Below are 13,121 nucleotides of genomic sequence, written 5' to 3' on the forward strand. Positions count from 1 at the left end.
GGTCAGCCTTTCGTGTGGGTGTCGGTCGTGGTCACCACGCCGTCGAGGAACGTGGTCGCGAGAATGTCGGCGATCTCGGCGGGGGAGTGCCCGCCGTGCGGTCGATACCAGAAGGTCACCATGTTCAGCATGCCGAGCACGCTGTTGGTGACCACATGGTCGTCGGTGCGCAGCAGCCCGGCGGCGTGGCCCGCGTCGATCACCCGCTGCCAGCAGTGTTGCACCCGATCACGCATCTGCTGCAGCTGCGTACCGCGTTCGCCGCTGAGCGCGGTGACATCGCGCAGCTGGATCGCGACCTCGCGGCGGTGATCGATGATCAGGCCGACGTGGCTGTGGATCAGCTTGCGCAGCTTGGTGATCGGGTCGTCGGCGCTGGCCGCGATGGCTTCGGCATCGACCAGCATCAGTTGAATGTAGTCGTGCAGGATCTGCCAGAGCAGTTCTTCTTTGGAGCCGATGTGGTAGTACAGCGCGCCGCGCTGCACGTCGGCACGGTCGCCGATCTCCGCGACGCCGGTGCCGTGGAATCCCTTCTCCGCGAACAGTTCCACCGCCGCGCGCACGATGCGCTCGCGCGTATCGCCCGCTGTCGATTCGGCGGCGGGCGGGCGGCCGCGCCTGCGTGCGGGGGCGATGTCGGATCCACCGCCTCGCCTCGCATCGTTGCGCGCCGCCGTACTCATCGGGCCGGGTCCAGCACTACCTTGCTCACGCCGTCCGCGCGCTCGGCGAACAGCTGGTAGGCGTTCGCGCCGTCGGACATCGGGAGTGGATGGGTGACAACGACTTCCGGGCGCAGTCGACCGGCCGCGGTCAGCTTGAGCAAGGTCGGCAGCTCGTATTGGATGGAGCACAGGCCGATGTGGAATTCGAGTTCCTTGACCTGAGCCAGCGGCATGTGGAACGGGTAGGCCCGGTTCTGGTTGACGCCGATGACGCTCACCCGCCCGCGATGCCCGACCGCGCTGATGGCCAACTTGATGGTGGCGTCGGCGCCGACCGCCTCGATCGCGACATCCGCGCCGCCGCCGAGCATTTCGCGGATCGCGAGCTTCGGATCGTCGGCCTCGATCGGCTCGGCGCCGAGTTCGGCTGCCTGCTTGCGTCGTTCGGCGATCAGGTCGACGCCGAGCACTCGGGCCGCACCCATCGCGAACGCCGACTGGATCGCCATCAGCCCGACCGGACCGAGTCCGATCACCACGACGGTCTCACCGGGTGCGATGCGGGCGCGCCGAGCCCCGTACCAGGCGGTCGGGGCGTTGTCGGTGAGCACGACGGCGGCCTCGTCGCTCACGCCCTCGGGTAGCCGCACCAGGTTTCCTTCGGCGTGCGGGACGGCAAGCAGCTGGGCCTGCCCGCCGGGCAGCGAGCCGCCGAGGCCGTAGCAGGCGTCGATCGGCGCGGGAGTTCGCTCGCAGGCGGCGACAATGCCGACTCGGCAGTTCGCACAACGATTGCACCCGGCCGACGCGGACACCAATACCCGGTCACCGACCGAGAGTCGGCGCACCTCGGGGCCGAGTTCGACGATCTCGCCGACGGCTTCGTGCCCGACGCTATAGCCGATCGTGTCGGTGAACCCGTGTCCGCCATAGATATGCAGGTCGCTGCCGCAGATACCGCTCGCGGTGACCCGGATGATCGCGCCGTCCGGCGCGGTGAGGGTTGGATCGGGCACGTCGGAGTACGAGATCTGCCGCGGGCCTTGGTAAGTCAGTGCTTTCATCGCCATCCACCGTCCAGTGCGAGGGTGGCGCCGGTGCAGAAGGCAGCGGCGTCCGTGGCGAAGAATATTGCGGCGCCGACGATTTCGTTGGGTTCACCGACTCGTCGTTGCGCGTTGAGTGAGCTGATCTGGGTGCGCACCTCGTCGGGCCAGGCTTTGGAGATGTCGGTGGCGAAGGCGCCGCACTGAATCGTGTTGACCCGCACCGTCGGTCCGAAGCTCTGCGCCAGACCCACGGTGAGCGTGTTCAATCCGGCCTTGGCCGCGGCGTAGGGCAGCGCGAACGGCGCGGGGCGGACCGCCTCGATCGAAGAGATGTTGATGATCGAGCCGCCGCCGTCGGCCGCCATCCTGGTGCCGATCAGCGACGAAAGCCGGAACGGCCCTTTGAGATTCACGCCGATCACCTTGTCGAACAGTGCCTCCGAGACCTGATCCAGGCTCGGGTACAGCGGCGAGAGGCCCGCGTTGTTCACCAGCACGTCTACTCGGCCGAATTCGGCGTACACGGTCTCGACGAGTGCGTCGCACTGCGCCCAATCGCTGACATTGCACGCCACCGGTAGCGCGCGGCGACCGTGAGCGTTCTTCACCTCGTCCGCCAGCGCCACGCAATCGTCGAGTTTGCGGCTGGCGATCACCACATCCGCGCCCGCCGCGGCGAACGCGAGCACCATCTCCTTGCCGAGTCCCCGGCTGCCGCCGGTGACAACGACGACCTTGTCCGTGAGCGACACACACACTCCTGCAGATCAGAAAATGTTCCGATCAGTACATTAAATCCCCGCGACGATACAATCAAGGGGTTGTTAGGCCGACCGCCGACACCCCGCAACGCGCCGACTGATAGACCCCCTCACGCTCGGCGCGCCGGATTTCCAACGGCGAGACGCCGCGTTCGACCCGCTACGCGGTGGTATCACTACCCACGGGTAACATGGATGCGTCTTTCCCACCCGGCTTTCTCAGAAGTGAGGCAGTAGATGACAGAGCGGATTCAGGTCGGCGGGCTTCAGGTGGCCAGCGTTCTCCACGAGTTCATCGAGAACGAGGCGCTCCCCGGAACCGGCGTAGATTCCGCCGCGTTCTGGGCCGGAGCCGAGCAGGTCATCAACGATCTCGCACCGCGCAACCGCGCGCTGCTCGCCGAGCGCGACGAGATCCAGGGCAAGGTCGATGCCTGGCACGCCGAGCACCCCGGCGCCGGTTACGACAAGGCGGCCTACAAGAGCTTCCTCGGCGAAATCGGTTACCTGCGCCCAGAACCCGCCGATTTCCAGATCGCCACCCAGAACGTGGACACCGAGATCGCCACCACCGCGGGCCCGCAGCTCGTGGTGCCGGTGATGAACGCCCGCTTCGCGATCAACGCCGCCAACGCGCGCTGGGGCTCGCTCTACGACGCGCTCTACGGCACCGACGCCATCTCCGAGGCCAACGGCGCGGAAAAGGGCAAGAGCTACAACAAGATTCGCGGCGACAAGGTCATCGAGTGGGCCCGCAACTTCCTCGACGACTCCGCGACGCTGATCACCGGCTCGCACATCGGCTCCACCTCCTACAAGATCGTTGACGGTGAGCTCGAGGTCGGCCTAGAGGACGGCACCGAGATCGGCCTCGCCGATCCGTCGCAGCTCGTCGGCTACCTCGGTGATCCGTCGTCGCCGACCTCGGTGCTGCTCAAGCACAACGGTCTGCACATCGAGATCCAGATCGACCCCGCCTCGCCCGTCGGCAGCACGGACACCGCGGGCGTCAAGGATCTGGTGCTCGAGTCCGCGATCACCACCATCATGGACTTCGAGGACTCCGTCGCCGCCGTGGACGCCGAGGACAAGGTCCTCTGCTACCACAACTGGCTCGGCCTGATGAAGGGCGATCTCACCGAGAAGGTGAGCAAGGGCGACAAGACCTTCACCCGCACCATGAACCCCGACCGCGTCTACACCGCGCTCGACGGCAGTGACCTTGTGCTGCACGGTCGTTCGCTGCTGTTCGTGCGCAACGTCGGTCACCTGATGACCAGCGACGCGATCATCGACAAGGACGGCAACGAGATCCCCGAGGGCATCCTCGACGGCCTGGTCACCTCGCTCATCGCCACCCACTCGCTGCGCGGGGACACCGAACTGAAGAACAGCCGCACCGGCTCGGTCTACATCGTGAAGCCGAAGATGCACGGCCCCGACGAGGTCGCGTTCACCACCGAGCTGTTCGGCCGGATCGAGGACGTGCTCGGCGTGCCGCGCAACACCCTCAAGGTCGGCATCATGGACGAGGAGCGCCGCACCACGGTGAACCTCAAGGCCTGCATCCAGGCTGCCGTCGACCGCGTCGTCTTCATCAACACCGGCTTCCTCGACCGCACCGGCGACGAGATCCACACCTCGATGGAGGCCGGGCCGATGGTCCGCAAGGCCGATATGAAGGCCCAGCAGTGGATCAAGTCCTACGAGGACTGGAACGTCGACACCGGTCTGGCCGCCGGGCTGCCTGGCAAGGCGCAGATCGGCAAGGGCATGTGGGCCATGCCGGACCTGATGGCCGACATGCTGGTGCAGAAGATCGGCCACCCCAAGGCCGGCGCGAACACCGCGTGGGTGCCGTCGCCGACCGCCGCCACCCTGCACTCGACCCACTACCACCAGGTCAACGTGCTGGAGCGGCAGCAGGAGATCGCCAAGGGCGGCCCCCGCGCGACCGTCGACCAGATCCTGGAGATCCCGCTCGCCGCGGCGCCGAACTGGTCGGCCGAGGAGAAGAAGCAGGAGCTGGACAACAGCGCGCAGTCGATCCTCGGCTACGTGGTGCGCTGGATCGACCAGGGTGTCGGCTGCTCCAAGGTGCCAGACATCGAGGACATCGCGCTCATGGAAGACCGTGCCACCCTGCGTATTTCGAGCCAGCTCGTGGCCAACTGGCTGCGCCACGGCGTCGTCACCGCCGACGAGGTGGTGGCCAGCCTGGAGCGGATGGCGCCGGTGGTTGACCGGCAGAACGCCGGCGACCCGAGCTACCGCCCGCTGGCACCGGACTTCGCGGGCAGCATCGCCTTCCAAGCGGCCAAGGAGCTGATCCTCGAGGGCACCAAGCAGCCCAACGGATACACCGAGCCGATCCTGCACCGTCGCCGCCGTGAGGCCAAGGCGGCCTGCAAGTAGTGCCGTTCAATGCTTGAAAAGTAGCGTGTAGCAGCACTTTTCAGCGCGAGGCCCCGCACCGGAGATATCCAGTGCGGGGCCTCTTCGGGTTCCGTATCTCCATCTGTGACGAATCATCAAGGGATGGAATCGCGCTCGGCGTTGGAGAGGCTGGTCCACGACTCATGTCGGTCTGTTTACGTAAGTTGTCGTCCATGAAGCTAACAGAGCATCTGGCATCACCCGAGCGCGAGACAGTCGAGGCAAGGCTTCGATCGAACCTCATAGCATGGCTGACGACAGTCGACCCTCGAGGACGGCCGTCTAGCGTGCCAGTCTGGTTCCTGCTCCAGGACGACGAGACCGTGCTCGTCTACAGTCAGGCGAGCAAGAAGAAGCTGCGCAACCTGGCGGCGAATCCGCACGTCGCATTCGGCCTGGACGTGACCGACATCGGTCGCAGCAACGTCCGGATCGCGGGCGACGCTCAGGTTGGCATGGACACGCTGCCTGCCGACCAGAATCCTGCTTATATCGCGAAGTATCTAGAGCGCATCGGTGCGTTGTTCGGCACCCCACGCGACTTCGCTGAGCTGTTCACAGTCCCGCTGGTGATTACACCGAATCGACTCATGACGGGCCCGTGATACTCGCACGGCCAGCGACGAGACGAGACGCCGACTACGTCATCAGCTGACCAGGACTTGGCACGGGCGGCCAGGCACAAGGAGGAATAGCGGCATGAGCGCTCCTGTGCCATTCGGTAGTCGGTGCCGCGTCAGGCGGTCAGCGCGACGAGATGCGTTCGGCTCGCGGTCGGTGGCGTGGCGGTGCGTCATGCACGGGGTTCGCGCTGCCAGATCTGGCGGGAGGTCGACAGCGAGTCGGTGCCAAGCTCGGGTGGGGTTTTCCAGATGCGGCGGGTTCGTTCGGTGCTGTCGAAGCGTGGCCACCCAGGGTCGCCGGTCGTGGCGAAGGCGGTGAACGCGTTGCGCATTGCGGCCGAGAGGTCGGTGAAGTCGGGCGGAATCCGCGGCCCGATGAGGTCGGCGGCGAGCGGGCCGCGTGGGGTGTCGAAGGTGAAGGGGACGTCGAGGCCGTGGCAGGCCCGCAGTGTGCCGTTGCGGGCGGGGCTCGGCCATGCGAATTCGTAGAGGTAGGTGTTGTTTCCCGCGTCAGCAGCGGCCTCGGCGCACCACAGTGAGGGCATCCGGAACAGCGCATCGGAGAGGATCAGAGCGTGTAGTTCGTCGTCGGTGATGGCTGGATTCGCGGTTCGGTAAGTCCGGACGGCGCTCGCGTCGAGGCCGCAGGAGCGGGCGGTCTCGATGGGGTCGGACCCGGACAGGTCCGCATCCACGGTGAACATTCGGGCTTCGTCGGTGGTGAACCCGCAGACGAGTTCGCGGCCGGTTCCGGATGCTCGGTAGCTGAGCCATGGTGGGGCATCGAACAATTCGTTGTCGATGATCATCGAGTAGGGCGCGTTCGGATGGGTCCATCGGTCCGGTTCGGCAGCCATGGCGGCCACCGGCGCCATCTGTACCGCGTGAATCGCTTCGGGTGGTTGCGCTGCCAACGCCTCCGTCGTGGGTCGGATGCCCAGTTGCGAGGTGATCATCGCCGATACGGCACGAGCCTCGTCGGCGGGCACGAAGATCTTTCCCGGGCTCTGCGCGATCCCGCGCCGGAACAGGCCCGGCTCGCGGTCACCGGCCATCAGACCAACGACCGACGACGCTCCCGCCGACTGTCCGATCAGGGTTACCGCGTCCGGGTTTCCGCCGAAGGCAGCGATGTTGTCGCGCACCCAGCCGAGCGCGGCGATCTGATCGAGCACGCCTCTATTGCACGGTGCATCCTCGACCCAGCCGAACCCCTCATATCCCACCCGATAATTAAGTGTGACAAGGACGATCCCCGCAGTGGCGAAAGCCGCACCATCGAAATCGGTCGTTGCCGCGGTGCCGCCCATACAAGCACCGCCGTGCACCCAGACCGCAACCGGCATCCCGGAGGTGCCGACATCGGGGGTCCACACGTTCAGGGTGAGGCATTCCGGGTCGTCGCCGGGGTGCCAGAGAATCGGCTGCGGAACCGAGGAGCCGAACCCGCGTGCGTCGCGCACACCATCCCATCGCCGTGGCGGAACCGGAGCCTGGAAGCGGCGGACACCGACCAGCGACGCGGCATAGGGAATGGCGAAGAAGGCGGAATGCCCCTGTCGCTGTTCGCCGCGTACTGCACCACACGCTGTGCGGACGACGACACCCATCGTGTCTCTCCCTTCGACAGAACTCTGATATAAGTCACTGTACTAAAAAGGAGGTTCGATGCCGAAGATCGTCGATCGAACGCAGCGACGCGAGGAAGTGGCGGCCGCGCTGTGGCGCTTGGCCTTCCGTGAAGGCTGGAACGCGGTGAGCATGCGTCGAGTCGCTGCGGAGGCAGGATTGTCGCTCGGTTCGTTACAGCATTACTTCACCGGGATCGACGACCTTCTCGACTACTCCGTCTCGGGCGTGCTCGACGTCCTCGACGAGCGGCTCGTCGAGCAACTCAGCACGCTCACCGACCCGCAAGACGCCGAATCGACTGTGCGCGAAGTGCTTCAGAGCATGATCCCTGGAGCCATCGTCGACCCAGCGGCCTCGGGCCAGCCCGATGACAGCTGGCGGATACAGGTGATGGCATGGCTGGCCGTGGTGAACACAGCCGCCCGGAACCCGGAGATGTCGGCCCGCCTGTCTGCCGGTTCCGATCGACTCGCCGGCGCGATCGCCACGGCCCTGCACACGAGCACTCCCCATCACTCTCGCGACGATGCGCTGCGCGACGCGCGTGGACTACTGTCCCTCGTCGAGGGCCTCCTGGTGCAACTGACACGCCGCGACATTGACCCGGCCGAAGCATCCATGGTGATCACCCGCTTCGTCGCGCGCACGGTCAACCGGTGAAGCCCACGCTCTCAAACTCGAGCCGAGAACTCGAAACGCTGGCCCTGGGCAATATTCGGGACAATCACTCATCGGCAGTCGAGTGTGTTCGTCGGCTGGTGCCGCGGCCCCCAGGATCGCGCGGGTCGCGGCGGAATAGTGCGTTCAGCGGCTTCAGACACTCGGTGTGAGGACGGTGCGGTCGAAGGGGCCGCCGTGGGTTGCGGCGTGCGTGACCGCGTCGTTGACCTGGTCGAGGTCGAATCGGGTGAGGTGTTCGGCGGTGAGGTCCAGCGCGCCCGATGCGATGAGGCGGATCATGCCCACGTTCGCGGTGCGTGGATACATCCACTGCCCGCGGATGGTCAGCGAGTTGCGCATGATCCACGGGTAGGGCAGGGCAAGGTCGGCGCCGCCGAGCATGCCGACGCCGCCCATCAATACGACCCGCCCATACTCACGCACCGTCATGGCTGCCATCTGGGTAATCGCGCTGGGCGCTTGGGGCGGTAGGAGATCGAGGACGATGTCGATCGGGCCGTCGGAGGCGGCGCTCATCGCGGCGCGGTCGGTGTCGTCGTGTCCACTGAGTTCGACCGGGCTCACCCGCGGGCCGAACCGATCGGCGAGCAGGTCGAGAACGGCCCGGTTACGTCCAGGGGCCACCACGTGCCCGGCACCCATGGCGAGCGCGACGGCTACCGCGCTGCTGCCGAGATTGCCGGTCGCCCCGCTGATCAAGATCGTCTCGCCTGCCTCGAGCCCGCCGGCCAGCAAGCCACCGTAGACAATGGTGTAGACGGCCAGACTTGACCACTGTGCGGGATCGAGCGCCGCCCTCGCGGGTAGCCGATACACGTTCTCGGTGGGAACTCGCATGAGTTCGGCAAAGGATCCATCGTGCAGGTACCGGGCCAATTGGGCACCGCCGGGTCCGCGGGAACTCCACCCCTGCAGGGTGATGTCCGGCGTCAGGGCGTCGTCGCGCGCTCGTACCGTCGAGTCGCACCAGACCAGGTCCCCTACGCGCAGCTTGGTCGCATCCGGACCCACCCGCGCTATTCGACCGATGCCGCCGACTCCCGGCACGACGGGCGGTTCGAGTGGATAGCGCCGTTCGCCGCTGAACACGTCGGCCGCGTATGGCGGCACAGAGGTCGCAAGGACCTCGACCAATACCTCGCCGCTGCCGGTTTCCGGATCGGGCACGTCGTGCACCGTGAGTGGTGAACCGAACTCGGTCAGTGTCGCTGCGCGCATGAGAAAGCCTTTCCTGTTTCGCTTTTCCACCACGCTAGGCAGCACAGGGGCATGCGGGAAGCGAGGATATGGCATCTCTGGTATGCGTAGTCAGCATGGACATGTCGAGCGCGAATCTTCGGGTGCTCTGCCAGATCGCCGAATCAGGCAGCTTCACCGCAGCCGCCGAACGGCTGGGCTATACCCAGTCGGCGGTCTCCCGCCAGGCGATCGCCCTCGAACGCAGCGCCGGCGCCACTCTGTTCGAACGACGGCCCGACGGGGTACAGCTCACTCGGCCCGGACTGACGCTGTTGCGTTATGCGCGAACGATTCTGGCGTCGATCGACGCGGCAGAACGCGACCTGAACGGCGAGGCTGCCCCCGCGGAGTTGGTGCGACTTGGGTTGTTCCTGAGCGCCGGAGCGGTGGTCCTGCCCGGCGCGCTCGCCCGGCTTGCCGCGCTCGCGCCACAGGTACGGGTCACCACCCGCGAAGGCACTACACCCAGCTTGACTCGCGCGTTGCGCACCGGCTCGATCGACCTCGCCGTACTGTCCTCGCGTCCACCGCACCGGCCACCGGACGGCGAGTCGCCACGCCTGCACATCACCACAGCCCAAGACACCGAACTTCTCGTAGCGGCTTCGGCCACCGGCATATTCGCGGGCCGCACGTGGGTGCATGTCGACGAACTGGTCGACCTATCCTGGATCGCCACCCCCTCGTCGAGCGCGGAACCACTGCTCGGTGTCTGGCCGGGTTTGCCAGGGCGCGGGCGCATCGTGCACAGTGCCCGCGACTGGCTGACGAAACTGCATTTGGTCGCCGGCGGATTCGGTGTGACCACCGTTCCGGAAAGTCTATCGCCGGTTTTTCCACCCGGTGTGATCGGTTTACGAGTCCAGGGGGCGCCACCGGAAATCCGCCGGGTTCTCGTGGCCCGGCTCCCCGGCGCCACCACACCCGCGATCACGGCAGTCACCCAGGCGATCACATCGATCGTCGGGCCGTGACGACCGCCGGCTCGTCCTCGTAGCATCGTTCGAGTCGATCTTCCGCTGACTTACCCGAGGCCGAAAGGTTAACGGGGACAAGAGCATGCCAGGAAACCGGCAGCTGTGCCCAAGCATCGGGGCGGTGCGTTCGGGGGACCCGCGCGATACGGTGAAAGCTGGATTGCCTGAAGCCCAATCGCCAGTTGGTGCAAATGCCCGCCCGTCGGAAATGATGCTTGATGACCGACGCCGTGTCCCGGACCGGTCCCGTCCGCTGGCCGGCTCGCCCTCCGGATACGGGGCGATGTCCAGTGAGGACACTCAAGGAGATGGATGCTCGTTGTCCGCAACAACATCCGAATCGACGATAGGAACGGAATGTTCGAGTACAACCCTGAAGTCATCGCCGAGTTCCGTGCCAACAGCGGCCGGGTCGGCGGCCGATTCGCCACGTTCGATCTGGCATTGCTGACCACCGTCGGCGCCCGGACCGGCCTGACGCGCATCAGCCCTGTCGTGTACTTCACCGACGGTGGCGACATTTTCGTCGTCGCCTCCGCCGCCGGTTCCGACCGGAATCCGGCCTGGTATTACAACCTCGTCGCCAACCCGGAACTCACCGTCGAGGTCGGTGCCGACAGCTACCGGGCCGAAGCGACGCCCACCGAGGGTGAAGAGCGTACCCGGCTGCTCGCGAAGGCCATAACCGTCGAACCGGGTTTCGCCGAGTTCGAGGCCAAGACACGGCGACAGATCCCGGTGCTGCGGATCACCCGAATCAGTTGATTCGTGGCCTGGCCGCGCGGGGCGGGCGTTTCGAGCGTGCGCGAAATCGAGAAAAGGCAGCGGGAGTCTGTGATGCAAGAGGATTCGGCACTGGAGAGGAAGAGCGTGGCGTACGCGATCTCCGCGGCCAGGCCAGGCGACAAGATGTTGGCCGAAGTCGCCATCCTGCCAAACATGTTGTCCGGCAGGATCGTCCGCCGCGATCCTGGTCGTGCTCGATGAAGTACTGTCGATCTTGCCGCGCGGAGCCGCCTGTCTTGCGGGGTGGCGCGCCGCGACGGCAGACGACCTCGTCCTGGTGGATCGTGATGAGAGGGGCCCCAACCGCATGGCCGATCCGAATGACCTTGACCTGCCCGACAACTGGGGCCGGTGGGGATCCGACGACGAACTCGGCACACTCAACCTCATCACCGACGACGTGCGCGCGAAGGCCGCCGCCGAGGTGCGGACCGGTCGATGGGCGTCGCTGGCCCAGCCGATCACGCCCAACCCGATGATCAGCAGTCCGTTCGCGCCCACGACGGTGGAAATCTCTCCCGTACAGCAGATGATGTCCCACACCGGGGTAGGCGTCGCGGCCGACCTGATGCTGGTCACGAACCATCACGCGAAGTCGACGCACATCGACGCGCTGGCGCACTGGTCGACCGGCAACGAGGTCTACCCCGGTCGTCCGAGGGACCAGATCGTGACAGCCGCAGGCGTTACCTTCTCCTCGACAACGGCCTTCGCCGCCGGAATCGTGACGCGAGGGGTTTTGCTCGATCTGGCTGTCGAAGAGTCGCTCCCGGCCGGGCACGCGGTGACATCGCGCGACTTCGAGGACGCCGAGCAGCGGCAAGGCGTCGAGGTACGGTCGGGTGATGCGTTGGCGGTGCGGTTCGGCTGGCCTGCCGACCCGCTGATTGCAGATAGACCGACTCCGGGAATCAGCCTCGACGCGGTGCGCTGGATGCACCGTCGCGGGGTCGCCCTCTACACGGGCGACAGGGGCGACGCCTACCCGGCACTCGACCCTGATGGACCGTCCCCGCTGCACGGCGTCGCACTGGGTCGAATGGCGATGCCGCTGATCGACGGGTCACAGCTCGACGACCTTGCGGCGCTGTGCGCGGAGCTCGAGCGCTACAGCTTCCTGCTCACCGTCGGGCCGCCGCGCGTCCATGGCTTGACCGGCGTCATGGTCAATCCCCTCGCCGTGTTCTGATCGCGCAACCGCGTCGATCACCGCGGAAGTCACGGACCGATCGACACATTTTGCGTTCCGAGGGTCCGTCGTCAGGCAGCTCGTCAACACACTCACATGCCGAATACTGCGCGTTGGTCAATCGACCAGAAATATTGGCGGACAAGGCTTTCCAACGCGCGGTAGCCGATTACCGCCTGTTCGGTCGCTGATTGCCGAATCCCCCCGACCTGGCGATAGGTCGAGGGGATTTCGTGGCCGGGGCCGGGATCGAACCCCCGGCCTTCCGCTTGTCAGGCGGATGAGGTCAGCCGAGAGTGACCACCTTGGTCTGCACGATCCCTGTACCGCTGCCGCCGGTGGCCTCATTGAGTTTCATGGTGACCTGCGCATCACCAGGCTTGAAACCCTTCCACGATTCACCGAAGGGTGTGACCGTCCAAGAGCGAGGCTTTTCGTCACACGTCACGTCATACGTGAGGTCACTGAATTGCACGCCCTGCTGTTCGACATCCACCGACAGCGGGGCCCTGGCCTTGCTATTACACGTGTAGGAGACCGTGACAGTGAGCTGAAAGCCGTCAAGCTTCGCCTCAGCCACCTCCAGCGTGATGCCTTCGAACTCAGAGATCGGCCTAGCTGACGCCGGACCAGCCCCAGCGAGCACCGCCACGACTGCCGCACCGCCCAGCAGAACACGGACCACTCCAACCGCCACGAACACTCACAGAACGTTCCTTCCGGAGAGGTGGACCAGCCTGTCTGGCTCACCGTACGTCCGTATTCGAACCTGAGATGATTCTGGATGGGAGTGTCGAAGGAACCGCCGCGCCCAAGTGAGGTCGACTCGGAGCGCCGTGCCGGTGTTGCCACCGGCGGTTTCTCCGAGCCGCCTCCCGAACCAGCGCGGTGGCGTATGAACTGGCGGCCCGGCCTGGCGAGGCGCTCGCTGTCCGTTGGGAAGACATCGATTTCGAGGCGGGCACGGTCACGCTCTCTGGAACGATTATCGATACCGAGCTCCGGGTGTATCAGGTCAAGTATGTCCTAGAGGAGTTCGAGCTCGCCGACGATGAGGTCGTGTCCCACGAGGCTGGCCGA

12 protein-coding genes are annotated in these 13,121 nt (G+C 65.8%); 6 read left to right on the forward strand and 6 right to left on the reverse strand.

Going from position 1 to position 13,121, the window contains the following annotated elements:
- Positions 1–2 precede the first annotated feature (2 nt).
- From OG203_RS00440 to OG203_RS00450, 3 genes are read right to left on the reverse strand one after another with little or no spacing between them, the layout of a single operon-like run.
- Positions 3–686, reverse strand: coding sequence for a TetR/AcrR family transcriptional regulator (locus tag OG203_RS00440; RefSeq protein WP_405163625.1), 684 nt, complete (start codon positions 684–686; stop codon positions 3–5).
- Positions 683–1,732 carry an alcohol dehydrogenase catalytic domain-containing protein gene (locus OG203_RS00445; RefSeq protein ID WP_405163626.1) on the reverse strand — a complete coding sequence of 350 codons (1,050 nt, stop codon included), beginning with the start codon at positions 1,730–1,732 and terminating at the stop codon, positions 683–685. The genes OG203_RS00440 and OG203_RS00445 overlap by 4 nt, the downstream gene beginning before the upstream one ends.
- Positions 1,729–2,469 (reverse strand): SDR family NAD(P)-dependent oxidoreductase, encoded by a 741-nt coding sequence (locus OG203_RS00450; RefSeq protein WP_405163627.1) that lies wholly within the window; start codon positions 2,467–2,469, stop codon positions 1,729–1,731. Before OG203_RS00450 ends, OG203_RS00445 begins: the two co-directional genes overlap by 4 nt.
- A gap of 246 nt (positions 2,470–2,715) precedes the next feature.
- Here OG203_RS00450 and OG203_RS00455 point away from each other — a divergent pair, with 246 nt between their 5' ends.
- Complete coding sequence (locus OG203_RS00455) at positions 2,716–4,893, forward strand: malate synthase G (protein ID WP_405163628.1); 2,178 nt, start codon at positions 2,716–2,718, stop codon at positions 4,891–4,893.
- A gap of 194 nt (positions 4,894–5,087) precedes the next feature.
- Entirely contained in the window at positions 5,088–5,519 is a 432-nt protein-coding gene (locus tag OG203_RS00460) for a pyridoxamine 5'-phosphate oxidase family protein (RefSeq protein ID WP_405167740.1), read from the forward strand.
- Between the two features lie 188 nt (positions 5,520–5,707).
- Here the strand turns inward: OG203_RS00460 and OG203_RS00465 are convergent, their stop codons facing one another.
- Entirely contained in the window at positions 5,708–7,147 is a 1,440-nt protein-coding gene (locus OG203_RS00465; protein ID WP_405163629.1) for a carboxylesterase/lipase family protein, read from the reverse strand.
- Positions 7,148–7,205: 58 nt separating this feature from the next.
- Here OG203_RS00465 and OG203_RS00470 point away from each other — a divergent pair, with 58 nt between their 5' ends.
- A complete protein-coding gene (locus tag OG203_RS00470; protein ID WP_405163630.1) occupies positions 7,206–7,829 on the forward strand; it encodes a TetR/AcrR family transcriptional regulator in 624 nt (207 codons plus the stop codon).
- A gap of 153 nt (positions 7,830–7,982) precedes the next feature.
- Here the strand turns inward: OG203_RS00470 and OG203_RS00475 are convergent, their stop codons facing one another.
- Positions 7,983–9,068: an alcohol dehydrogenase catalytic domain-containing protein gene (locus OG203_RS00475; protein ID WP_405163631.1), complete on the reverse strand. Its 1,086-nt coding sequence runs from the start codon at positions 9,066–9,068 to the stop codon at positions 7,983–7,985.
- Between the two features lie 68 nt (positions 9,069–9,136).
- Here OG203_RS00475 and OG203_RS00480 point away from each other — a divergent pair, with 68 nt between their 5' ends.
- From OG203_RS00480 to OG203_RS00490, 3 genes are all read left to right on the forward strand, one after another.
- On the forward strand, positions 9,137–10,063 hold the full coding sequence (locus OG203_RS00480; protein ID WP_405163632.1) for a LysR family transcriptional regulator: 927 nt from the start codon (positions 9,137–9,139) through the stop codon (positions 10,061–10,063).
- A 315-nt stretch (positions 10,064–10,378) separates the two neighbouring features.
- Positions 10,379–10,831, forward strand: a complete 453-nt coding sequence (locus tag OG203_RS00485) for a nitroreductase/quinone reductase family protein (protein WP_405163633.1) — start codon at positions 10,379–10,381, stop codon at positions 10,829–10,831.
- A 328-nt stretch (positions 10,832–11,159) separates the two neighbouring features.
- Positions 11,160–12,041 (forward strand): cyclase family protein, encoded by an 882-nt coding sequence (locus OG203_RS00490; protein ID WP_405163634.1) that lies wholly within the window; start codon positions 11,160–11,162, stop codon positions 12,039–12,041.
- A gap of 286 nt (positions 12,042–12,327) precedes the next feature.
- Here the strand turns inward: OG203_RS00490 and OG203_RS00495 are convergent, their stop codons facing one another.
- Complete coding sequence (locus tag OG203_RS00495; RefSeq protein WP_405163635.1) at positions 12,328–12,744, reverse strand: hypothetical protein; 417 nt, start codon at positions 12,742–12,744, stop codon at positions 12,328–12,330.
- Between the last annotated feature and the right edge of the window lie 377 nt (positions 12,745–13,121).

Origin of the sequence: Nocardia sp. NBC_01499 (assembly GCF_045040275.1) — a bacterium.
Lineage (GTDB): Bacteria > Actinomycetota > Actinomycetes > Mycobacteriales > Mycobacteriaceae > Nocardia.